The sequence below is a fragment of the Enterobacter mori genome (assembly GCF_025244905.1).
Lineage (GTDB): Bacteria > Pseudomonadota > Gammaproteobacteria > Enterobacterales > Enterobacteriaceae > Enterobacter > Enterobacter mori_A.
Window position 1 is genome coordinate 82,144 of the sequence record NZ_CP104285.1, and the last position, 23,247, is coordinate 105,390.

At 54.6% G+C, this 23,247-nt stretch carries 20 protein-coding genes and 1 tRNA gene; 8 read left to right on the top strand and 13 right to left on the bottom strand.

Translation table 11 applies throughout. The features are described 5' to 3' along the window. Positions 1-46 precede the first annotated feature (46 nt). Positions 47-1,090, bottom strand: a complete 1,044-nt coding sequence (locus N2K86_RS00415) for a virulence RhuM family protein (protein ID WP_260660093.1) — start codon at positions 1,088-1,090, stop codon at positions 47-49. Positions 1,091-1,149: 59 nt separating this feature from the next. Continuing rightward, positions 1,150-1,491: a SymE family type I addiction module toxin gene (locus tag N2K86_RS00420; protein WP_260660094.1), complete on the bottom strand. Its 342-nt coding sequence runs from the start codon at positions 1,489-1,491 to the stop codon at positions 1,150-1,152. 125 nt (positions 1,492-1,616) lie between these two features. Between N2K86_RS00420 and N2K86_RS00425 the strand changes: the two genes are divergently transcribed. Then, positions 1,617-1,808, top strand: a complete 192-nt coding sequence (locus N2K86_RS00425) for a toxin-antitoxin system HicB family antitoxin (RefSeq protein WP_096217528.1) — start codon at positions 1,617-1,619, stop codon at positions 1,806-1,808. Here the strand turns inward: N2K86_RS00425 and N2K86_RS00430 are convergent. Continuing rightward, on the bottom strand, positions 1,798-2,235 hold the full coding sequence (locus tag N2K86_RS00430) for a hypothetical protein (RefSeq protein WP_260660095.1): 438 nt from the start codon (positions 2,233-2,235) through the stop codon (positions 1,798-1,800). The genes N2K86_RS00425 and N2K86_RS00430 overlap by 11 nt on opposite strands. Between N2K86_RS00430 and N2K86_RS00435 the strand changes: the two genes are divergently transcribed. After that, positions 2,234-3,352: a hypothetical protein gene (locus N2K86_RS00435; protein ID WP_260660096.1), complete on the top strand. Its 1,119-nt coding sequence runs from the start codon at positions 2,234-2,236 to the stop codon at positions 3,350-3,352. The two genes, N2K86_RS00430 and N2K86_RS00435, sit on opposite strands and share 2 nt — an antisense overlap. Positions 3,353-3,412: 60 nt before the next feature. Then, complete coding sequence (locus N2K86_RS00440; protein WP_260660097.1) at positions 3,413-4,015, top strand: GNAT family N-acetyltransferase; 603 nt, start codon at positions 3,413-3,415, stop codon at positions 4,013-4,015. Positions 4,016-4,048: 33 nt separating this feature from the next. Here N2K86_RS00440 and N2K86_RS00445 read toward each other — a convergent pair. Next, positions 4,049-4,143: transfer RNA gene (locus N2K86_RS00445), tRNA-Sec, on the bottom strand. A 288-nt stretch (positions 4,144-4,431) separates the two neighbouring features. Here N2K86_RS00445 and N2K86_RS00450 point away from each other — a divergent pair. Further along, a complete protein-coding gene (locus tag N2K86_RS00450; protein ID WP_260660098.1) occupies positions 4,432-5,823 on the top strand; it encodes a glycoside-pentoside-hexuronide family transporter in 1,392 nt (463 codons plus the stop codon). Positions 5,824-5,835: 12 nt separating this feature from the next. Further along, positions 5,836-8,154: an alpha-xylosidase gene (yicI, locus tag N2K86_RS00455; protein WP_260660099.1), complete on the top strand. Its 2,319-nt coding sequence runs from the start codon at positions 5,836-5,838 to the stop codon at positions 8,152-8,154. Positions 8,155-8,237: 83 nt separating this feature from the next. Here yicI and N2K86_RS00460 read toward each other — a convergent pair whose 3' ends face one another. Together N2K86_RS00460 and xanP are read right to left on the bottom strand one after the other, a co-directional pair. Continuing rightward, on the bottom strand, positions 8,238-9,932 hold the full coding sequence (locus N2K86_RS00460) for an AsmA family protein (RefSeq protein ID WP_260660100.1): 1,695 nt from the start codon (positions 9,930-9,932) through the stop codon (positions 8,238-8,240). Between the two features lie 119 nt (positions 9,933-10,051). Next, the gene (gene xanP / locus N2K86_RS00465; protein ID WP_260660101.1) at positions 10,052-11,443 is read right to left on the bottom strand and encodes a xanthine/proton symporter XanP; all 1,392 of its coding nucleotides are present in this window, start codon (positions 11,441-11,443) and stop codon (positions 10,052-10,054) included. Positions 11,444-11,668: 225 nt separating this feature from the next. Between xanP and gltS the strand changes: the two genes are divergently transcribed. Further along, a complete protein-coding gene (gene gltS, locus N2K86_RS00470) occupies positions 11,669-12,871 on the top strand; it encodes a sodium/glutamate symporter (RefSeq protein WP_089598284.1) in 1,203 nt (400 codons plus the stop codon). 2 nt (positions 12,872-12,873) lie between these two features. Here gltS and recG read toward each other — a convergent pair whose 3' ends face one another. The 5 genes from recG to gmk are packed head-to-tail and all read right to left on the bottom strand — an operon-like array spanning position 12,874 to position 18,740. After that, a complete protein-coding gene (gene recG / locus N2K86_RS00475) occupies positions 12,874-14,955 on the bottom strand; it encodes an ATP-dependent DNA helicase RecG (protein WP_260660102.1) in 2,082 nt (693 codons plus the stop codon). A 3-nt stretch (positions 14,956-14,958) separates the two neighbouring features. Next, entirely contained in the window at positions 14,959-15,648 is a 690-nt protein-coding gene (trmH, locus tag N2K86_RS00480) for a tRNA (guanosine(18)-2'-O)-methyltransferase TrmH (protein ID WP_260660103.1), read from the bottom strand. 4 nt (positions 15,649-15,652) lie between these two features. Beyond that, a complete protein-coding gene (spoT, locus tag N2K86_RS00485; protein ID WP_260660104.1) occupies positions 15,653-17,767 on the bottom strand; it encodes a bifunctional GTP diphosphokinase/guanosine-3',5'-bis pyrophosphate 3'-pyrophosphohydrolase in 2,115 nt (704 codons plus the stop codon). Positions 17,768-17,786: 19 nt separating this feature from the next. After that, positions 17,787-18,062 carry a DNA-directed RNA polymerase subunit omega gene (gene rpoZ / locus N2K86_RS00490; protein ID WP_000135058.1) on the bottom strand — a complete coding sequence of 92 codons (276 nt, stop codon included), beginning with the start codon at positions 18,060-18,062 and terminating at the stop codon, positions 17,787-17,789. Positions 18,063-18,116: 54 nt separating this feature from the next. Then, complete coding sequence (gmk, locus tag N2K86_RS00495) at positions 18,117-18,740, bottom strand: guanylate kinase (protein ID WP_010426438.1); 624 nt, start codon at positions 18,738-18,740, stop codon at positions 18,117-18,119. Positions 18,741-18,991: 251 nt separating this feature from the next. On the opposite strand from gmk, the gene ligB reads away from it, so the two are divergent. After that, entirely contained in the window at positions 18,992-20,662 is a 1,671-nt protein-coding gene (gene ligB / locus N2K86_RS00500) for an NAD-dependent DNA ligase LigB (protein ID WP_260660105.1), read from the top strand. Positions 20,663-20,664: 2 nt separating this feature from the next. On the opposite strand, the gene N2K86_RS00505 is transcribed toward ligB, so the two are convergent. Together N2K86_RS00505 and N2K86_RS00510 are read right to left on the bottom strand one after the other, a co-directional pair. Continuing rightward, a complete protein-coding gene (locus N2K86_RS00505; protein ID WP_260660106.1) occupies positions 20,665-21,282 on the bottom strand; it encodes a trimeric intracellular cation channel family protein in 618 nt (205 codons plus the stop codon). A 206-nt stretch (positions 21,283-21,488) separates the two neighbouring features. Further along, complete coding sequence (locus tag N2K86_RS00510; RefSeq protein ID WP_260660107.1) at positions 21,489-22,352, bottom strand: YicC/YloC family endoribonuclease; 864 nt, start codon at positions 22,350-22,352, stop codon at positions 21,489-21,491. Positions 22,353-22,476: 124 nt separating this feature from the next. Between N2K86_RS00510 and rph the strand changes: the two genes are divergently transcribed. Further along, positions 22,477-23,193, top strand: a complete 717-nt coding sequence (rph, locus tag N2K86_RS00515) for a ribonuclease PH (RefSeq protein ID WP_010426431.1) — start codon at positions 22,477-22,479, stop codon at positions 23,191-23,193. The last annotated feature ends 54 nt before the right edge of the window (positions 23,194-23,247 follow it).

Sequence of the window (23,247 nt, forward strand, 5' to 3'; positions counted from 1 at the left end):
GCTGAATATCAGCCCAGTCCTGCTGCCCACCGGCAGTTGAACGGAGTTAATCGTCGCGCTTAGCCTGTTTATCCCATTTTACTAAGCCGATGATATCTTTCTCTCCTTCGGCTTCTTTCAGCAGGCGCTGCTTTTTTTCAAACTCAATGTATTCGGAGCACGCCTTTTCATCCGCCGCTTTCTTGCTGATTTTGCCTGCTCCTTCTAAAACGTCCCGATCGTTAAATTGCAGGAACTGATCGAGCTTGGTTTGCCAGTCTCGTAAAAATACTTGCTTGCGGCGTTTGGCCTGATCTTCGGCAAAATCGAGCCACATATTCACGACGCGATTAAGCTCGCCCACCTCATCCTGAGACAGATAATTTTTTGCGGTGGTGACATCGCCTTTACGGACTTCTTCGCCTTTATAGCTGGTCAGCCCCATATGCGGTTGAGTGGCGTCCGCACGTTGGTGAATCAACTCAGCGGCGGTGAGGCCCGTGCAGGCAAAATGCAGTTTATTCTGGATGGTCTGGAAGAATTGCGTGGTTTCTTTGAGCGATGGCTGATAATCGGCGGCTAGCGCAAAAATCTCCCTCACGCGGAGATAAACCCGGCGTTCGCTGGCCCGTATATCGCGAATACGTTCCAGCATTTCATCGAAATAGTCAGGTACGGTGGACGATCCGACAGGCGGGTTTTTCAGCCGCTCGTCGTCCATAACGAAGCCTTTAACCAGGTATTCCTGTAGCGTTTGGGTGGCCCACTGGCGGAATTGTGTCCCTCGCGCTGAGCGGACGCGATAGCCGATGGCGAGAATCACGGGCAAGCTATAGTGAAGTGTGTTGCGATTGACCTTGCGCTGACCTTCTTGCTGAACTTGTAAGTAAGCCTTACAAGTTACTTTTTGTTCAAGCTCACCCTCTTCGTAAATGGCTTTGATATGCTGAGTAATGGCTTGAGGAGTGACCTGATAAAGAGCCGCAATGGCTGCTTGCGACAGCCAGAGCGTTTCATGTTCAAAGCGACATGTGATGCGAACTGTTCCATCATCACTGGCGAACATAACAAATTCACCTGCCGGAGATTGGATTACATCTTTATCTGCCATGTCGCCTCCCTTTTTCAAGTGATTAACCTTACCAGCGTGTAGTATGCCAGAAACAGCCGCTAAGCCAGGTGGTTTGTATTTGATTTTGCGAGGCGCTTTCCAGGATGCTGAATTTGAATCGCTGCGAGTGCATTCTCTATCTCAACGAGCTTTGCCTTCGTCCGCTTATAATCATCCTGCAACCGCTGCTCCTGCTCGTTATACGCCACCAGAACGATGCACCCTTTCATCACCTTTACCGTGACCTGCTGCCCTGTATCAAACCCTGCCGCGCGAAGCCACTTGCCGGACAAAATGATATTGGGCGTGGATTTGTCGAAAACATTCGGGCGATATCCCACAATTAACGAACGCTCGGTTCCGGATTGGTCGGTGTCTGGGGTAGAATGCGAACCAGCCATAATCAACTCCTTGATAGTTGGTGAGGTTAGACGCTCCGGTTGTGTTCCCGCACATCGGGGCGTTGCAAGTACAGGAGGTTTAGGTGGCCTCCTATATGTGCCAGAGTAGATGGATAGGTGGCCTCATGTCAATCATATCGCGCGAAAAAAAACCAAAAGGCGGCGGGCAGTCTCCGCAGTTTAAGATGCGAATTGATCCGGCATTGAAGGAGCAGTTAGATGCTGTGGCTGCTGAGGAAGGCGTGAGTCTCGCCAGCTGGTTTAAGGAGCTGGCGAGAGAGGCTTTGATCAAAAAAAATATTAAACCTAAGGGATAGAATTACCCTTTAATTTTGTTTTCAAAAAAACCAGCATGTTTGGGTCAATATACCTAAATGACTGTGGTGGAGTAAAATCTTTAAATAATATTTTCATTTCATCGAGAGTAATTGGTTGGATAACATTAACGTTCTTGATTTTTATACCAAAGGCTTTTTGGTTTTCGATATATTCGATCATTTCTTTTTTGGTTAAACATGATTTCATCAAAAGATTATCATCGAATGAATCTTTATCAATCCTTATTATTGAGTCTATTTGAAAGAAGCCAATGATTTTCTTTTCTGGTGAAGATGAGTAAATGAATATGTAGGAGTTAGGCATAAAGTACTTGCCTATTTTCTTTCTGATTTCAATTGTTTTGTTTTGTGCTATAATTTCATGAGAATATCTTGGTTTAATGCTCATTAGAATAGGTTTCGACATGGCTAAAAGCTTCGCTGTTTGGGTAGAAGATAAGATAGATAATAATGAAAAATTTTCAGTAAGTATAGATGAATTACATATCAATTTTTGGTGCACAAGGAACCCTTTAATTAATTGCATTGATCTTGGTATTAAATTTTCATGTAAAGGGTATGAATTTAATGATAGCTCTTTGAATATATTTATTCCTTTCTCCATTCCTAAGGATAGAATTAAAGATTTAAGTGTTAATATGGAAGCGGATAAAGATCTAGTGTCAGCTATTTTTAATGACCATATTTCTGTTACTCGCAATGTGAAAACAAAACACGTAGTTTACAACTTAGCTTCCAATCTTGACTCTCCTTTGGCATTAAATACCAGTTTAGATTTTAATGATCTTGATGGCAGATATGATGATCGGGTTAGCGTGGTCGTGAACCATGAGTTCACTAAAATATCGTTTAAACTTTCCAAGTGCATTATCGATCGTACCTCTCTTGCACAGATTGGCGACAATGATGGACTAAAATATTATATACGCTTTCGTTTGGATGGCTTAACTGAGGAAGAAATTAATGTACTCATTCATAAAACTGAAAATTCTGATAAATATCTTAAGCCACTTAAAGACGAATTAGTGGTAATAGATTTCCGAGTTAATGAGCTTCGTGTTCTTCCAAAAGATGTAAGAATTAGTCTGGCTAATGCCTGTGCTTGTCCATTGAAGTATCATCTTTTTGTCATTCGTGATGAAACAGATGAATATCAATTATCTCATTCAGGGCAAAGTTATAAAAAATGCAGAATATTAGAAGGAGAAACGTGGCAAAAATATTTCGAAGGAAATACTTTCAAGAAAGAACAATCTTCAATGATATATCATTGGGAAAAAGATTGTAATAAATCGAATGCAACTACAAATAATGGCACAGGAACTTGTTCTAATACTACGGGTAATGATAGAAAAAACAATGGTCATAAAGTAACCGACTTTATTGCTGTAGCTAAGTTTAAGCAAACTGAATCCCCATTTTTGACTATATGCATATACATCACATTGATAATTGCTATTAGCATTTTAAGTAATTTAATTTACGATTTTCTGAAGTGGCATTTCGAATGGTTTAAAAGTTGAGTAAAAATAATTTTTATCCTATAATAGTGCTATATTTATATTGATTTTAAGGAGGAGGGAATGCATGTACTTAAAAGTTATGATAAAAAAGCTTTTGAGGATTTAAAGATAGATGTCCCTTCTTCAATAGGGAAGATAAATCTATTGATACTGGATAATTATTCTGATTTTCAAAATAGCCACGTAAAAAAGCTCTTTGAAAATGCCGATAATTATTATCCAAATTTTAATAATTGGTATAATCATAAATTAGTAAAGGACGTTGTTAAAGATAGTTCGGTGTGCTGTGATTACTTCAACAATCATCTGTATTCGGATGAGGTGGGAGGTTTGTCAGATCTTAACTTTCCTACTGGGCGATTTGTTATTGCAGCTTCGGTGGATGAAAATTTGGCGGGTTTGTCTGTTTTAAAAAAACACCCCTCAGAATATAAAATATCTACTTTTTTTGTTGATGATAAGTATAGTGGGTTTGGATTAGGGACATTATTATTAAACTGCTCTCTTTCGGTACTACGGGATAAAGGTGTCAATATTACTGTCAGTGAAGGAGCTTTGGATAAAATGGTTCCATTTCTGACAAAAAATGGCTTTAAGGAATATAAATCAATTGTTGGAGAATATTACAAGAATAAAAAAGAAACTCATTTTGTTAAGAAGTAGAATTAAGGTTTTTACGATACTTAATCAAGAAGTTGGCGGAAGATCACAGGAGTCGAACCTGCCCGGGAACGCTGGCGCCCCCAACTGGATTTGAAGTCCAGCCACCTCACCGGAGATGACGATCTTCCGCGCCTGCATTGCTACATGGAGGCGGGGCGCATTATAGCTACTTTCAGGCATTTACCACATACCCCACACCACTTTTTTCACCTCTCTTTTGACCTTAACCCCCCTGTTTCAGCTAATTCTTAAGAAAATCCTCAGGTTAGCATTTCGTGCTGCCCAACATTTACCGCGATCACAAAAAACAAGAAACGTAATCTCTTAACCAGAAAACGCAATACCCGCTCCTGAAACAATGGTTTAAAAAACGGTAACCGGTCTCAGCGCCCCCTACAGCGTGAAGGATAAAAAAGATGAGCGAAGTATTGTCAGTAAAAGAGAAGATTGGCTACGGCATGGGAGACGCCGCCAGCCACATCATTTTTGATAACGTTATGTTGTACATGATGTTTTTCTACACCGATATCTTCGGCATTCCCGCCGGGTTTGTCGGCACCATGTTCCTGCTGGCGCGCGCGCTGGATGCGATCTCCGACCCGTGCATGGGGCTGATTGCCGACCGCACCCGCAGCCGCTGGGGCAAGTTCCGTCCGTGGATTTTGTTTGGTGCCATCCCGTTCGGTATCGTCTGCGTGCTGGCCTACACCACGCCGGACCTTAGCCTCAACGGCAAAATGGTTTACGCCGCCATTACCTACACCCTGCTGACCCTGCTCTATACCGTGGTCAATATCCCCTACTGCGCGCTCGGCGGCGTGATCACCAACGACCCGACGCAGCGTATCTCCCTCCAGTCCTGGCGCTTCGTGCTGGCGACGGCGGGCGGCATGCTCTCCACGGTGCTGATGATGCCGCTGGTGAACCTGATTGGTGGCGACGATAAAGCGTTCGGTTTCCAGGGCGGGATCGCCGTGCTGTCGGTGGTTGCGTTCCTGATGCTGGCGTTCTGCTTCTTCACCACCAAAGAGCGCATCCTGGTACCGCCGAGCACGACCTCCATGCGTGAAGATCTGCGTGATATCTGGCAAAACGACCAGTGGCGCATCGTGGGCGTGCTCACCATCCTCAACATCCTCGCCGTCTGCGTGCGCGGCGGCGCGATGATGTACTACTGCACCTGGATCATGGGCTCGCCGGAGGTGTTCGTCGCCTTCCTCACCACCTACTGCGTCGGCAACCTGATTGGCTCCGCGCTGGCAAAACCGCTTACCGACTGGAAGTGCAAGGTCAGCATCTTCTGGTGGACTAACGCCGCGCTGGCGGTGGTCAGCGTGGCGATGTTCTTCGTGCCGATGCACGCCACCGTGCTGATGTTCGCCTTTATCTTCGTCATCGGCGTGCTGCACCAGCTGGTGACGCCAATTCAGTGGGTGATGATGTCCGATACCGTCGACTACGGCGAATGGACCAACGGCAAACGCCTGACCGGCATCAGCTTTGCGGGCACGCTGTTCGTGCTGAAGCTCGGCCTGGCGCTGGGCGGGGCGATGATCGGCTGGATGCTGGCAGGCGGCGGCTACGATGCGGCAGCCAAAACCCAGAACAGCGCGACCATCAGCATCATTATCGGCCTGTTTACCCTGGCCCCGGCGGTCTGCTACGTGCTGAGCGCAATTATCGCCAAACGCTACTACACGCTGAAAACCCCTTTCCTGACCAAAATCCTGGGCGAGCTGGCGCAGGGCGCGCGCCGCAATCAGCAGGAGTTTGAAAACCTGCCGGTCAGCAAAGAATTACAGAACTAAGAGGACGAGAGTATGAAAATCAGTGATGGAAATTGGCTTATTCAGCCGGGCCTGAACGTGACCTATCCGGTGCAGGTGTTCGACGTGGAGCAGCAGGGCAATGACCTGGTGGTGTACGTCGCGCCGCGCGACGTGCGCGAACGCACCTGGCAGCTCGACACGTTGATGTTCACGGTGCGCCTGTTTGCCCCGCAGGAAGGGATTGTCGGGGTGCGCATCGAGCACTTCCAGGGCGCGCTGAACAACGGTCCGCACTATCCGCTGAACGTTCTGAAAGACGTGAAGGTTGAGATTGAAAACAACGCCGATTTTGCCGAGCTGAAAAGCGGCAGCGTCAGCGTGCGCGTCACCAAAGGCGAGTTCTGGGCGCTGGATTTCCTGCGCAACGGCCAGCGCATTACCGGCAGCCAGCTGAAAAACAACGGCTACGTGCAGGACAGCAATGCCGATCGCAACTATGTGTTTGAACGTCTGGATCTGGGCGTGGGGGAGACGGTCTACGGCCTGGGCGAGCGCTTCACCGCGCTGGTGCGCAACGGCCAGACGGTCGAGACCTGGAACCGCGACGGCGGCACCAGCACCGAGCAATCCTACAAAAACATCCCGTTCTACCTGACCAACCGCGGCTACGGCGTGCTGGTGAATCATCCGGAAAACGTCTCGTTTGAAGTCGGCTCTGAGAAAGTCTCTAAGGTGCAGTTCAGCGTGGAAGGGGAATATCTGGAGTACTTCGTGATCGACGGCCCGACGCCGAAAGAAGTGCTCAACCGCTACACGCGGTTCACCGGCCGTCCGGCGCTGCCGCCTGCCTGGTCATTCGGACTGTGGCTCACCACCTCGTTCACCACCAACTACGACGAAGCGACGGTTAACAGCTTTATCGACGGTATGGCCGAGCGCGACCTGCCGCTGCATGTTTTCCACTTTGATTGCTTCTGGATGAAGGCCTTCCAGTGGTGCGACTTCGAGTGGGACCCGGTGACCTTCCCGGATCCGGAAGGGATGATCCGCCGCCTGAAGGAGAAAGGGCTGAAGGTCTGCGTGTGGATCAACCCGTACATCGGCCAGAAATCCCCGATTTTCCAGGAGCTGAAAGAGAAGGGCTACCTGCTCAAGCGCCCGGACGGCTCCCTGTGGCAGTGGGACAAATGGCAGCCGGGGCTGGCGATTTACGACTTCACCAACCCGGAAGCGTGCCGGTGGTATGCCGACAAGCTGAAAGGCCTGGTCGATATCGGCGTCGACTGCTTCAAGACCGACTTCGGCGAGCGTATCCCGACGGACGTGCAGTGGTTTGACGGGTCCGATCCGCAGAAGATGCACAACCACTACGCCTACATCTATAACGAACTGGTGTGGAACGTGCTGAAAGAGACGGTGGGGGAGGAAGAGGCGGTGCTGTTCGCCCGCTCCGCGTCCGTCGGTGCGCAGCAGTTCCCGGTGCACTGGGGCGGCGACTGCTACGCCAACTATGAATCCATGGCCGAAAGCCTGCGCGGCGGGCTGTCGATTGGCCTGTCTGGCTTCGGGTTCTGGAGCCACGATATCGGCGGGTTCGAAAACACCGCCCCCGCGCACGTCTACAAGCGCTGGTGCGCGTTCGGGCTGTTCTCCAGCCACAGCCGCCTGCACGGGAGCAAATCCTACCGCGTGCCGTGGGCGTACGATGACGAGTCCTGCGACGTGGTGCGCCACTTTACGCAGTTGAAATGCCAGCTGATGCCGTACCTGTACCGTCAGGCGGCGATGGCTCGCGAGTGCGGCACGCCGATGCTGCGCGCGATGATGCTGGAGTTCCCGGACGATCCGGCGTGCGATTATCTTGACCGTCAGTACATGCTGGGGGACGCGTTAATGGTGGCGCCAGTGTTCTCTGAGGCGGGGGACGTGCAGTTCTACCTGCCGGAAGGCCGCTGGACGCACCTGTGGCACAACGACAAAATCCAGGGCAGCCGCTGGCATAAGCAGCAGCACGATTTCCTGAGCCTGCCGGTCTACGTGCGCGACAACACGCTGCTGGCGCTGGGCAACAATAACCAGAAGCCGGACTACGCGTGGCACGAGGGGACGGCCTTCCAGCTGTTTAACCTGGAGGATGGCGCAACGGCGGTGAGCGACGTGCCTGCGGCGGACGGCTCCGTGGCGTTTACGCTGAAGGCGTCACGTCGGGGCGACATCGTGACCTTTACCGGCGCGGGAGACGCGCAAAACTGGTCGGTGTGCTTGCGCAACGTGCAGAAGGTGAGCGGTGTGAAGGGGGGGTCACACGCGGGCAGTGAGTGGGGTGTGGTGGTGAAAGCGGAGGGGAATGAGGTGGTGGTTCAGTTCTGAGGTGGAAAATGCCCGGTGGCGCTTCGCTTACCGGGCCTACATTGGATCGTAGGCCGGGTAAGGCATAGCCGCCACCCGGCTATTTACTGTGCCGGAGCCACCGTCGACACCACCCCGCCCGTCATCGTCTGCTGCACCTGCTGTTTATCCATATTCACCGCGTTCAGCTTGCCGTTCACCGTCGGCTTAAGCGGGGTATTCGCCTGCACGCTGCCGCTGGCGGTGAGCTGAACATTGCCGTCGCCTGCAATCGGCAGCGCAGGCCAGCCCCACTGCTGCAGCACGTTGAGCGGCATGCCGCGCCCGTTCAGGCTCACCGTGGTCTGCCGCTGTGGCAGCTGTGAAACCGTCGCCGTTGCTTCCAGAATACCTTTCTCGGTAAAGGCGCTCAGGTCGGTAATGTTCACCGTGGCGGCGTTCGCATTCAGCGCCAGCGACGGACGGCGCACGTCCACGCGGTTAAAGGTCGCGGCCGCACCGTTCAATGTTGCACTGCCGCCCCAGACGCCCCACTGGCGGTCTTTCGCCAGCTGCAGGTTTGCGCCATAGCCGTCCAGAGAGGTGATCTGCCATGGGAAGGTGGGATCGATGTCGATCACCAGATTGCGGCTCAGGCCGAATTTTTTTAGCGTCACGCTGTTCAGCCATTCCGGCAGGGGATCCATCCACAGCGTTTTCCAGTTTTCAGGCAAGGTGTATTCCAGCCCGGCGATGGCGGCATCATCCAGCACCAGCGCTTTGCCGTCGCGCAGCCAGTTGCCGGAGGTGCGAACCATGCCGCCTTCCCAGCGGGAGGTGAACTGGCGCAGTGCGATACCCTGCGGGGAGAATTCCGCGTTCAGGATCGGGTCGAACAGATGCAGCGATCCGTAGATAAACTCGCTGGCGTTCATGGACAAACGCCCCTCCTGGCTCTGCCAGTCGCCTTTGCTGAGCGTCAGGTTACGCAGGCTCAAATCAAGGTCCGTCACCGCCCAGTCCGGCCCCTGCAGGCGCGCGTCGGTTACTTCCAGCCGACCAATCTGCAGGGAAGGGAGCGTGGTGATGGGAGCAAAGAAATCCATCAGCGATTTATCACTTTGCAGGCGGATCTCATTCAGACGCATGCTGTCGATAATCCAGCTGCCGTCAGCGTTACGCAGGGCGGAGCCGGTGAGCGAGCCGCGCGCCATATCCGCGCCAATGGTGCTCAGCACCACCTCTTGTCCGTTGAGCTGCCCCTGAATCAGGACGTTGCTGGCCGGGACGCCGTTCAGGGTGAGCGAGCCTGCACTCATCTGGATCTGCGCGTTTTTGCCCAGCACGTTGCCCGCCTCAGGCTGCCACGGGCTGACGCCGCCCGTGACTTTCTGCGCGCTCAGGTCCCATTCGGTATTCGGGCTGTTAAAGGCCATGTTATTTAGCTGCAAGCGGTCCGCCTGGAAAGGCAGCGGCGCGGTTTGCGGAGAGAGGTTCAGCGTGCCATCAAAGAGGGTGATGGTATCCATATGCAGCGGATCGGTTACCTGACGGCTGCTTAAACCGATATCGACTTTTTTGGCCACCAGGGTGGCGGGTTTGCCGTCACGACCAAAGGTGACATTTTCCAGAATGAGGTGAGAAGGGGATGAAAAGCGGTGATCCATCAGGTCAAAGTTGAGTTCGTAATCGGTATTGACCGTAACCCAATTGCTCACCTGCGACGCGCCCCAGCGGGTCTGGAGCAAAATATAGAATGCCAGCACCACCACAAGCAGAGCTAACAGAAGATAGATGATCAGCTTTCCAATAAATTTCATGGTCTTCCATCCCGCAAAACGCACATAAAGGAGTTATGCACGATTTATGCGCAATGCTCAAGGCGGGAATGGTGTAAAGAGATGTCACGGCAGGCCTTGACTGCCTGCCGTGAAGGGGATCAGTTCTTTTCAGGCGGGAAAACGAGGTTCAGCACGATAGCGGTGATACCGCCCGCGGCAATGCCGGAAGAGAGCAGGTTTTTCACCCAGTCAGGCGCAAACTGCAGGATCAGCGGCTGCTGGGAAACACCCAGACCGACGGCCAGCGACAGGGCGATAATCATGATCGCGCGGCGGTTCAGCGGCTCGCGGGAGACGATACGCACGCCGGAGGCCGCGATGGTGCCAAACATCACCAGGGTTGCGCCGCCAAGTACCGGTTCAGGGATGTGCTGCACAAAGCCGCTCACTGCCGGGAACAGGCCGAGGACGATCAGCATCAGCGCCACCACAAAACCGACGTAGCGGCTGGCTACGCCGGTCAGCTGGATCACGCCGTTGTTCTGACCGAAGCAGGAGTTCGGGAAGGTGTTGAATACGGCAGAGACAAACGAGTTCAGGCCGTTCGCCAGCACGCCGCCTTTCAGGCGCTTCATGTACAGCGGGCCGGACACCGGCTGCTCGGAGACGTCCGAGGTAGCAGTGATGTCACCGATGGTTTCCAGAGAGGTGATCATAAAGACCAGCATCAGCGGCAGCAGCAGGCCCCAGTCAATGCCCAGTCCGTAGTACAGCGGCGTTGGCACGGTGATCAGCGCGCTGTTGGTCGGCGCGGTGTTCTCCGGCAGCATGCCCAGCGCCCACGCCAGCAGATAACCCGCCGCCATGGCGATCACCAGCGAGGCCACGCGCAGGTATGGGTTACGCTGACGGTTAAGCAGAATAATGATCGCCAGCACCACGCCCGCCAGCAGCAGGTTTTTCGGCGCGCCGAAGGTGTGGTCGCTCATTGCCGCATATCCGCCGCCGATGGACGTCAGGCCCACCTGAATTAGCGACAGGCCGATGATCATGACGACCACGCCGGAAACCAGCGGGGTAATGACGCGACGCGCCAGGTGCAGAACGCGGGAGATCACCATCTCCGTACAGCTGGCCAGCATCAGCGTGCCGAACAGTGCCGCCATCATGGTCGGGACATCCGCCCCGCCGGTTTTCAGCGCCGTACCGCCCATGATCAGCGGTGCCACGAAGTTAAAGCTGGTGCCCTGAATCGACAATAATCCCGACCCCACCGGACCCCAGGCTTTAATTTGAATAATCGAGGCCACGCCGGAGGCGAAGAGAGACATGCTGATAATGTGCTGCGTGTCCTGCGCCGGTAAACCGAGCGCCTGGCAGATCAGCAGCGCCGGGGTGATCACCGCAACAAACATCGCCAGAAGATGCTGGCAGGCGGCGAAAAGCGTTTGCGGCAGCGGCGGTCGATCTTCAAGGCGGTAAATCAGTTCGCTATTTTGCTTCTGCGCAATCGGTTGCGCATCAGGCGACTCTACGGTGTTAACGGACATCGGCGACAATCCCACGGTGGAAAAGCGGGCATTTTATCTGACCACCTGGTAAAAGCAAACGATTGCCAGCAAAAAAAGGGAAGAAAATCTGCCGCTGTGCGCAGGTTTTCTACAACGCATCGGGAAAAAAAATTACACTTTTTGCGCCGGGAGCTCATGAAGAGCGCAAACCGGCCCAGGATAACGCCGCGTGTGTATGGAACACGCGCAAAACAGGAGCCTTCTATGATTCATCTCGATACGTTGTCGACACTTGTTGCCGCAACGCTGGTCTTACTGCTTGGCCGTAAGCTGGTACATAGCGTTTCCCTTCTGAAGAAATACACCATTCCTGAACCTGTCGCCGGTGGCCTGCTGGTGGCGCTGGCCCTGCTGATTCTGAAAAAAAGCATGGGCTGGGAAATCGATTTTGATATGTCCCTGAAAGACCCGCTGATGCTGGCCTTCTTTGCCACCATCGGCCTGAATGCCAACCTGGCGAGCCTGCGGGCGGGCGGTAAAGTGCTCGGCGTATTTCTGATTGTGGTGGTGGGGCTGCTGCTGATGCAAAACGCCATCGGCATCGGGATGGCGACGCTGCTGGGGCTGGATCCGCTGATGGGGCTGCTGGCGGGGTCGATTACTCTGTCAGGCGGTCACGGTACCGGGGCCGCGTGGAGCAAGCTGTTCATCGAGCGCTACGGGTTTGAAAACGCGACGGAGGTGGCGATGGCCTGTGCGACCTTTGGTCTGGTGCTGGGTGGCCTGATTGGCGGCCCGGTGGCGCGGTATCTGGTTAAGCACTCCACCACGCCGAACGGCAGGCCTGACGATGAGCTGGTGCCGACCGCGTTCGAAAAGCCGGACGTCGGGCGCAGTATTACCTCGCTGGTGCTGATTGAAACCATTGCGATGATCGCCATCTGCCTGACCGTGGGCAAAGTGGTTGCGCAATGGCTGGCGGGGTCCGCGTTTGAACTGCCGACATTTGTTTGCGTGCTGTTTATCGGGGTGATCCTGAGCAACGGTCTGGCGCTGATGGGCTTCTACCGCGTGTTTGAACGGGCGGTATCGGTGCTTGGAAACGTCTGCCTGTCGCTGTTCCTGGCGATGGCGCTGATGAGCCTCAAACTGTGGGAGCTGGCCTCGCTGGCGCTGCCGATGGTGGCGATACTGGCGGTGCAGGCGCTGTTTATGGCGCTGTACGCCATGTTCGTGACCTGGCGCATGATGGGCAAAAACTACGATGCTGCGGTGCTGGCGGCGGGTCACTGCGGGTTTGGTCTGGGGGCTACCCCAACGGCTATCGCCAACATGCAGGCGATCACCGAACGGTTCGGGCCATCGCACATGGCGTTTCTGGTGGTACCGATGGTTGGCGCATTCTTCATTGATATCGTCAACGCGCTGGTGATTAAGCTGTACCTGATGCTGCCGATGTTTGCCTGAAATCAGGCGTTGGAATACCGCTCGGTTTCCGGCATCCAGCGCTCAATTAACGCTGCCGCCTGTTCGGGGTAGCGTTCATGAATATGGCGTGCGAGGCGTTGAACTTCGGGGATCATAGCCTGATCGCGCAGCAAATCCGCCACTTTGAATTCCGCGTTCCCCGTCTGACGCGTACCCAGCAGTTCTCCCGGGCCGCGGATCTCCAGGTCTTTTTGCGCAATCACAAAACCGTCGTTGCTGTCGCGCAGTACCTGCAGACGCATCTGTGCGGTTTTTGAGAGCGGGGCTTTGTAGAGCAGTACGCAGTGGGACGCTACCGCGCCACGGCCAACGCGCCCGCGCAGCTGGTGGAGCTGGGCAAGGCCGAGACGCTCCGGGTTTTCGATGATCATCAGGCTGGAATTCGGGACGTCCACGCCGACTTCGATCACCGTGGTGGCGATCAGCAGATGCAGATCACCCTGTTTGAACGACTGCATCACCGCCTGTTTTTCGGCGGGCTTCATGCGTCCATGAACCAGACCCACGTTCAGCTCCGGCAGCGCCAGCTTAAGCTCTTCCCACGTGGCTTCCGCAGCCTGTGCTTCCAGCAGTTCAGACTCTTCAATCAGCGTACAGACCCAGTAGGCCTGACGCCCTTCGTGGGTGCAGGCGTTGCGCACGCGGTCGATGATATCGCTGCGGCGCGTGTCAGGAATGGCGACCGTTGTGACCGGGGTACGGCCCGGCGGAAGTTCGTCGATGGTAGAGGTATCCAGATCGGCGTAGGCGGTCATCGCCAGAGTGCGCGGGATCGGCGTGGCGGTCATGATCAGCTGATGCGGGTGGAAACCCTGCTGCAGGCCTTTCTCCCACAGTGCCAGACGCTGATGCACGCCGAAGCGGTGCTGCTCGTCGATAATCACCAGCGCAAGGCCGTTAAACTGCACCTGCTCCTGGAAGATGGCGTGCGTGCCGACAATCATCTGCACCTGCCCGCTGGCAATAGCTTCCTGCTGCGCAAGGCGTGCTTTGCCTTTTTGCTTCCCGGCAAGCCAGCCCACTTCAATCCCCAGCGGCGCGAACCAGGCGCGGAAATTGTTGGCGTGCTGTTCAGCCAGCAGTTCGGTCGGCGCCATCAGCGCCACCTGTTTACCGTGAGCAATCGCGCGCAGGGCAGCCAGCGCGGCAACCAGCGTTTTACCGGACCCCACGTCACCCTGCACGAGGCGCATCATCGGCACGTCGAGCGCCATATCGCGTTCGATTTCGGCGGTGACGCGCGCCTGTGCGCCGGTGGGTTTAAACGGCAGCGAGGCCAGCAGCTTATCTTTGAGTTCATCATTCTGGCTTAAGGGCTGGGCATGGAAACGCTGCGCGCCCGCGCGAAGCGCCAGCATGCTCAGGTTATGCGCCAGTAATTCCTCAAGGATAAGACGCCGTTGGGCGGGGTGTGTGCCACTTTCTAAATCGCTGAGCTGCAGCGTTGGCGGCGGGCGGTGCAGGGTGCGCAGCGCTTCGGGCAGGCTCATCATGCCCTGCGCCAGCTCGGGTGGCAGCAGCTCGGTAATGGCGCAGGTATCCAGCAGTTCCAGCGCCTGATCGGTAAGCTTACGCAGCGTCGCCTGCTTGATGCCTTCCGTCGTCGGGTAAACCGGGGTGAGCGTCTCCTGCAGCTCCGGCGTACTGAGATCGCCCTGCACGCGGTACTCGGGGTGGATCATCTCTGCGCCGTATTTCCCGCGTTTGGCTTCGCCATAGGCCAGCACCCTGCGGCCCGTCGCCAGGCTGTTTTTCATCGCCGCGCTGAAGTTGAAAAAACGCATGGTGAGAATGCCGGTACCGTCGCTGATCTGACAGGTCATCATTCGGCGTCCGCCGAAGGTGATGTTGCAGTTCAGGACTTCGCCTTCAACGGTGGCGTAAATGGCGGGAAGGAGATCGCCAATCTTATAGAGCTGGGTACGGTCTTCGTAACGCAGGGGGAGGTGAAGCAGGAGATCCTGCACGGTGTGCAGGCCAATCTTAGCCAGCTTATTGCTTTGCGCCGCGCCCACGCCCGTCAGGCTGTTGAGCGGGATGGCATCCAGCAAGCGGCCTTTCATCACTTACCCGGCGTACTGCATGGTGGCCCACCACTCGGCATCGGCTTGAATCTCGCCCTGCGCGTTGACGTGGGGGTAAGGCAATTTTTTCTGCTTCGCAACGCGAGCCAGCACCGGATAACCACCTTCAAACAGCAGACGCTGCTGTTCCTCTTCCGGCAGCATGCTGTTGCTGCGCTCGTACATCCCGGCGTTCTGACGCTGGCGCTGCGCTTCATACAGAATGAGCGCGGACGCCACGGAGACGTTGAGAGACTGGACCATGCCGATCATCGGAATGATGATGTCCCGATCCGCCAGATCCAGCGCTTCCTGGGAGATCCCGGTTTTCTCCTGACCCATCAAAATGCAGGTCGGGCGGGTGTAATCGATCTCGCGGAAATCTACGGCTTTAGCGGACAGGTTAGTGGCCAGGATCTGCATTCCGCGCCCTTTCAGGTGCGATACGGCTTCGCCAATGGTGTGATGATTTTTGACAGACACCCAACTGTTGCTGCCTGCCGCTGCCGAAACCGTATTTCGCATACGGCCGTCCGGCCAGACGGCGTGCACTTCATGCACACCGACGGCATCTGCGGTACGAACGATAGCAGAGACGTTATGAGGTTTATGCACCTGCTCCATGCAGACCGTCAGATCAGGCTGACGCCTGGCGAGCATTTCGCAGATACGTGCATAACGTTGTGAATTCATAAACCTAGTTTCGGTTTCGGGTGACTTTAATCACGTCCGGCATGACGCGGATTTTGCGCATAATATTCGCCAGATGCACGCGGTCGCGCGCGGTCAGACGAATAAAGGCGCTATACACGCGACCATCTTTTTCTTCCGTATTCAGGCTCTGAATATTGGAAGAGGCCGTGTTGATCGCAGCCGTCAGGTTCGCCAGGGCACCCTGGTGGTTGAACATATCCACCTTAATTTCGGTGATAAATTCCTGTGCGGTCTCTTTATCCCACTCGACCGCCATAAACTTCTCGGCTTCTTTCTGGTAGCCGCGAATGTTACGACAGGATTCGTGGTGGATAACCAGCCCTTTACCCGGGCTGACGTGCGCAATAATCGGGTCGCCTGGAATTGGACGGCAACATTTTGCGAAGGTGATCAGCACCCCGTCCGCGCCTTTAATCGGCAGGTGTCCGTGGCTTTGCGTCGTTGCAGGCACCGCTGTTGTGTCGCCTTGCTGCAGGTTCTTCGCCACCACCACGCTCATGGCGTTACCGAGGCCAATCTCTGCCAGCAGGTCATCAAGCGACGCGAGCTTCATACGCTCCAGCTCACGCTGGATGTTCTCCTGCGGAATTTCAGCCAGCTTACGGCTGCCGCCCAACGCGTGGTTGAGCAGACGACGCCCCAGGCTGACGGAATCATCGCGCTTGAGGTTTTTCAGCAGCTGGCGAATTTTGGCACGTGCTTTGGAGCTCACGACAAAGTTCAGCCAGGCCGCGTTCGGACGTGCGCCCGGCGCGGTAATAATTTCTACCGTCTGGCCGCTGGAGAGCGGCTGAGACAGCGGGTAAGGCTGTCTGTCGACGCGCGCACCGACGCAGGCATGCCCGATATCGGTATGCACGGCGTAAGCGAAGTCGACCGGCGTTGCGCCTGCAGGCAGTTCGACAATGCGACCTTCTGGGGTGAAAACGTAAATTTCATCCGGGAAGAGATCGGATTTAACGCTCTCGATAAATTCAAACGAGCTACCCGCGCTCTGCTGAAGCTCCAGCAGGCTCTGCATCCAGCGCTGGGCGCGGATTTGTGCGGTCGTGCTGCTTTCGCCACCGTGCTCTTTATACGCCCAGTGTGCGGCAACCCCCATCTCTGCCATCTGATCCATGTCTTCGGTGCGAATTTGCACCTCAACAGGCACGCCGTGCGGCCCGATCATCGAGGTGTGCAAAGATTGATAGCCGTTCGCTTTGGGAATGGCGATGTAATCTTTCATCCGCCCCGGACGCGGTTTGTAGAGGCTGTGCATCTGCCCCAGCACGCGATAGCAGGTGTCCGAGTCGTGGACAATGACGCGGAAGGCGTAGATATCCATGATCGAGTGAAAACGCTGCTCTTTGAGCACCATTTTGCAGTAGATGGAGTACAAATGTTTCTCGCGACCGCTGACGCGGCACGGAATTCCCGCTTCCTGTAAGCGCCCTTCAATTTCCGAGAGGATTTTTTGAATCATCTCTTTACGGTTACCGCGTGCGGCTTTCACCACCTCTTTAATCACGCGATAGCGGTTCGGATACAACGCTTCAAAACCCAGCTCTTCCAGCTCGGTTTTAATGTGATGAATACCTAAACGGTGCGCCAGCGGGCTGTAGATTTCGAGGGTTTCACGGGCAATGCGGCGACGTTTATCCGGGCGAAGTGAGCCCAGCGTGCGCATGTTGTGGGTACGGTCAGCGAGTTTGATGAGAATGACGCGGATATCCTGCACCATCGCCATAATCATCTTGCGGAAGTTTTCGGCTTGTGCCTCTTTCTTGTCGCGGAAATTCAGCTTATCAAGCTTAGAGACCCCTTCCACCAGTTCGGCAACGCTTTTGCCAAACAGCTGTTCCATGTCCTGATACGTGGCAGGGGTATCTTCGATCACGTCGTGCAGCAGAGCGGCCATGAGCGTTTCGTGGTCGAGTTTCATCTCGGCCAGAATACAGGCCACCGCTACCGGGTGCGTGATATAGGGTTCACCGCTTGAACGTGTCTGGCCCTCGTGAGCGTCACGTGCAACGAGATACGCCTGCTGAAGACGCTTAATCTGGTCTTCAGGCAGGTAGGTTTGAATCAGTTGATTCAGGCTTTCAAACAGATACAAGGGCGACCCGCAGGTTTAATTAACGACGACCTTCAGCAATAGCGGTTACGGCCTGCAGTTCTGCGGCTTCCTGCTCTTGCTGCTCCTGGCGCTCACGCACGTCGAGGATCTGGTTGTTGATCAGACCTTCTTCGATTTCGCGAAGTGCAATAACGGTGGTTTTATCGTTTTCTTCCGGTACCAGCGGATCTTTACCGCCTACCTGCATCTGACGAGCGCGACGCGCGGCGACCAGCACCAGGTCAAAACGGTTACCAATTTTCTCTACAGCGTCCTGAACAGTTACGCGTGCCATACTTAAAATGCTCCACAGGTGAAGAAATGACTGGGCATGATACTGAAAGTGGGTTCAGTCTGCCAACAGTTTGGTGATTAATGCGTCATGTCGCTGCTTCTGGCGGCTCATACGCAGGCGTTCTGCACGAAGAATGGTTTTGAGATCGCTCAGCGCGGCATCAAAATCATCATTCACAATAAGGTAATCATATTCCGCGTAATGGCTCATTTCTGCAACAGCCTGTTCCATACGCTTTGCGATGACTTCTTCGCTGTCCTGACCGCGGCCACGCAGGCGGCGATCAAGCTCATCTTTCGATGGCGGTAAAATAAAGATACTGCGCGAGTCAGGCATTTTCTTGCGAATTTGCTGCGCGCCCTGCCAGTCGATATCCAGGAACACGTTTACGCCGGTTGCCAGAACCTGCTCAATGGTTTCACGCGAGGTGCCGTAGTAGTTACCGAACACTTCAGCATGTTCAAGAAACGCGTCTCTGCCGATCATCGCTCTGAATTCGTCGTGATCCACAAAGAAATAGTGTTCACCGTGCACTTCACCCGGACGCGGCGCTCGCGTGGTGTGAGAAACAGAAACCTGTGTGTCGTACAACGGTTGGGTTTTTAACAGTGCCTGAATAAGGCTGGATTTACCCGCGCCACTAGGGGCAGAAACAATATAAAGCGTGCCTTGAGCCATGAGAGTCTTTTGTATGTGTTAGCGAAGAAGTCCTACATACGGGCTTATTATACACGTCGGCGCACCGTGACGTAGCCTTTGTCACACTTTTTCCCCTGGATTATTGATTTTTGCGTGCCGTTTTCCGGTTTTACCCGCGGTTTGCAGAAATAAAAAGAAACCCTGGATGCCACCTCGCAAAGCGAAAGGTTGCCGTTAGCGTTGTTTCAGTCATCAGGTTATACCTCCTGCAACGCAAAGGAGGGGTAGCAATGTGGCGATGGATAAGCGGATTACTGGTGTTGTGGTGTGGCTATGGCGCGGCGGTGTGTCCGGTGTGGTCGCAGGCAAAAGCAGAGAAAGAGATTGCGTCGTTAAGCGCGCAGATCAAACGCTGGGATGATGCCTACTGGAAGCAGGGGGTGAGTGATGTTAATGACGACGTGTACGACCAGCTTAACGCACGGTTAACCCAGTGGCAGCGGTGTTTTAGCAGCGAGCCTTCAGAAGAGAAACTCCCCGCGCTGACGGGGAGCGTAAAACATCCTGTTGCCCATACGGGCGTACATAAAGTGACCAACAAAGAGGAGTTGAGACAGTGGATGCGTGCCCGACAGCATCTCTGGCTGCAGCCTAAAGTTGACGGTGTGGCGGTAACGCTGGTCTATCGTGACGGAAAGTTAACTCAGGCCATCAGCCGCGGTGATGGCCTGAAAGGTGAAGACTGGACCGAGAAGGTGCGTTTAATCCCGTCTGTTCCGCAAAAGCTCACCGGCGCGCTGGCGAATAGCATCTTACAGGGCGAGCTTTTCTGGATGCACGACAACCACATTCAGAGCCAGATGGGCGGAATGAACGCTCGCGCAAAGGTGGCGGGTGCGATGATGCGACAAAAGGATAACGCGCTATTGAGTAACATCGGCGTATTCATCTGGGCATGGCCGGATGGGCCGAAAGATATGAAGACGTCGTTGGCTGAGCTGTCTAAAGCCGGTTTTACGCTGTCGGCGCGGTATACGCTTCCCGCCGAATCTGTTGATGCCGTCGAGAAACAGCGCGCGGCCTGGCACGTGACCGCATTACCCTTTGCCACGGATGGCATTGTGGTGCGTTCCGAGGATGAACCCGCGGGCGAAAGCTGGTTGCCCGGTGAAGGAAACTGGGTCGTCGCGTGGAAATATTCTCCTGTTTCGCAGCTTGCTGAGGTAAAGAATATCCAGTTTTCTGTAGGACGAACGGGTAAGGTATCCGTCATCGCAGGGCTTGAGCCTGTGCGACTGGATGATAAACAGGTGCGACGAGTCAGTCTGGGATCGGTTGGGCGTTGGCAGAGACTGGATATCGCACAAGGCGATCAGGTGCTGATCAGTCTCGCCGGACAGGGTATTCCGCGCCTGGATAAGGTGGTCTGGCGAGGGACGGACAGACAAAAACCGCAGCCTCCTGCCTTGAAGTACCATTCATTAAGCTGTTTTTATGCCTCGCTGGACTGCATGGAGCAGTTTTTTGCCCGGCTAACATGGCTCAGCTCTAAACAGGGGCTGGATATCGAAGGGTTAGGGGAGTCCGGCTGGCGTACGCTCTGGCAGGCTCATCATTTCGAACATATCTTTTCATGGCTGTTATTAACACAGGCGCAGCTTCAGGCCACGCCGGGGTTTTCTGCGGCGCGCGGGCTAGCGCTCTGGCATCGTTTTAATCGGGTGCGGGAACAACCTTTTATCCGTTGGATTAGCGCGATGGGAGCTCCGCTATCCAAATCGACACTGAACGCTATCGATGGGCGATCGTGGCAGGCAATGAGCCAGCGAAGCTCTGCCGACTGGCAAACCTTGCCGGGAACTGGAGAGGAGAAAGCGCGGCAAATCATGAACTGGATGCGCGCGCCTCAGGTTGACGTGCTGGCGAAGTGGCTCGCTGAACAGCACATCAACGGATTTTGACATCAGTGCGCGCTGTGCTTGTAGTGAAAAACGGGCAGCCCGAGCTTCAGACGCAGCGCCAGCATGCGGGCCGTAAAGCCAAACAGCAGCGTCGAGATGACCACTACATCATGGTTCGAAACGTAATGCTGCAAGGCGATATAGAGTACCGCTGCGACAAAGGAAATCCCGGCATAGAGCTCTTTTTGAAAGACCAGGGGAATACGTTTGCAGAACATATCGCGCAGCACGCCGCCGAATACGCCCGTGACCACAGCAGCAATAGTGGCGATAACCGGCCCTTCACCCATATCGAGCGCGATTTGCGCACCGATGATTGAAAAGACGATCAGCCCCAGAGCATCAAGCACCAGGAACAGACGGCGAAGATGGGGCATAACGGGTGCCACGATAGTAGTGAGCACGGCGGCTGTCGCCACGATAATGACGTATTCAGGGTGTTTAACCCAGCCGAGCGGGTAATGACCAAGCAGGATATCGCGCACGGAACCGCCGCCCAGCGCGGTCGCTGTGGCAATAATAATCACGCCGAAGGTGTCCATACGGCGACGCCCGGCAGCAAGCGCGCCGGTCATGGCTTCTGCGGTGATGCCAATGAGATAAAGAATGTGAAGCAGCATATACCCTCCGGTGTGAACGCGGGGGGAGGTTAACGATTTGTGCGCACGATCACGATTGAGATTTTCTAAGGCGAGTCAGTTTGCCTTATAAAATTTTATCACATTAGTCTGGACAGGCTTGATGAAGGGCGGAAGCGAGGAAAAATTAGAGTCAGGACGGATGAGAAATAGTAATGGGTGGTGCAGCTGACACCACCCGAAAGACACTATTCAATATTCTGGATCTGCTCGCGCATCTGCTCAATCAGTACTTTCAGCTCAATTGCTGAATTCGTCACTTCTGCATTGATAGATTTAGATGCGAGGGTGTTCGACTCGCGGTTGAACTCCTGCATCATAAAGTCCAGACGGCGACCTACCGCTTCCTTCTTCTTCAGAATGTTATAGGTTTCTTTAACGTGCGCTTCCAGACGGTCCAGCTCTTCAGCGACGTCAATACGCTGCGCCATCAGCACCAGCTCTTGTTCGAGACGGGTGTTTTCCAGCTGAACTTCCGCTTCTTCCAGTTTGGCGACAAGACGCTCGCGTTGCCATTGCAGCACTTCTGGCATATGGGTGCGGACTTTGGCGACTTCGGTGCTCACGCCTTCAAGACGCTGCTCAATCATCGCTTTCAGCGCCTGGCCTTCGGTTTCACGGGCAACGATAAAGTCATCCAGCGTGCCGTCGAGGGCTGCCAGGATTTCAGCGGCAATGGCGTCCAGATCCTGCTCACCGGCGGCCATGACGCCGGGCCAGCGAAGAATGTCAACCGGGTTGATTTCGCCTTCATCGCTCTGCATTTTGACCCAGTTCGCTGCATTCACGAGCTGTTTTGCCAGTTTTTCGTTGAGGATGAGCTCGCCCTGTGCGCTGGCATCGGGCTCAAAGCGCAGGTTACATTCGACTTTACCGCGCGTCAGACGCGCACGGATACGCTCGCGTACGACAGGCTCAAGGCTGCGGAACTGCTCCGGCATACGGAAATACGTTTCCAGGTAACGCTGGTTTACCGAGCGCATTTCCCATGTAGCGCTACCCCAGCTACCCTTGATTTCACGCCGGGCGTAGGCGGTCATACTGCGGATCATAGACATTCCCGTTTTTAGAGGAGAGATGGGGGGATTATAGCTTTCAGGGCTTTGTCAGGATAGGAATAAGCGCGTTTAATCCGTATAATGCGCAGCCACATTCGTTCAAGCCGGAGAATCCATCATGCGTCCATCAGGTCGTAGCGCCAACCAGGTGCGTCCCGTCACCCTGACCCGTAACTATACAAAACACGCTGAAGGCTCCGTGCTGGTTGAGTTTGGTGACACTAAAGTTTTGTGCACCGCCTCCATCGAAGAAGGCGTTCCGCGCTTCCTGAAAGGTCAGGGCCAGGGCTGGATCACCGCTGAGTACGGCATGCTGCCGCGGGCGACCCATACCCGTAATGCCCGTGAAGCGGCGAAAGGCAAGCAGGGCGGTCGTACCATGGAAATTCAGCGTCTGATCGCGCGTGCGCTGCGCGCTGCCGTTGACCTGAAAATCCTCGGTGAATTCACCATCACTCTCGATTGCGACGTCATTCAGGCTGACGGCGGCACGCGTACAGCATCTATTACCGGTGCCTGCGTGGCGCTGGCGGATGCCCTGAACAAGCTGGTTGCGGCCGGTAAGCTGAAAACCAACCCAATGAAAGGCATGGTTGCCGCGGTTTCTGTAGGTATCGTTAACGGCGAAGCGCTTTGCGATCTGGAATACGTTGAAGATTCTGCCGCCGAAACCGACATGAACGTGGTGATGACCGAAGACGGTCGCATCATTGAAGTACAGGGCACGGCAGAAGGCGAGCCGTTCACCCACGAAGAGCTTCTCTCCCTGCTGGCGTTGGCCCGAGGGGGAATCGAATCCATTGTAACGACGCAGAAGGCGGCGTTAGAAAATTGATTTTAAAGGCGACCAATGAGTCGCCTTTTTTTTGCCTGTAAGACAGAAAAAACC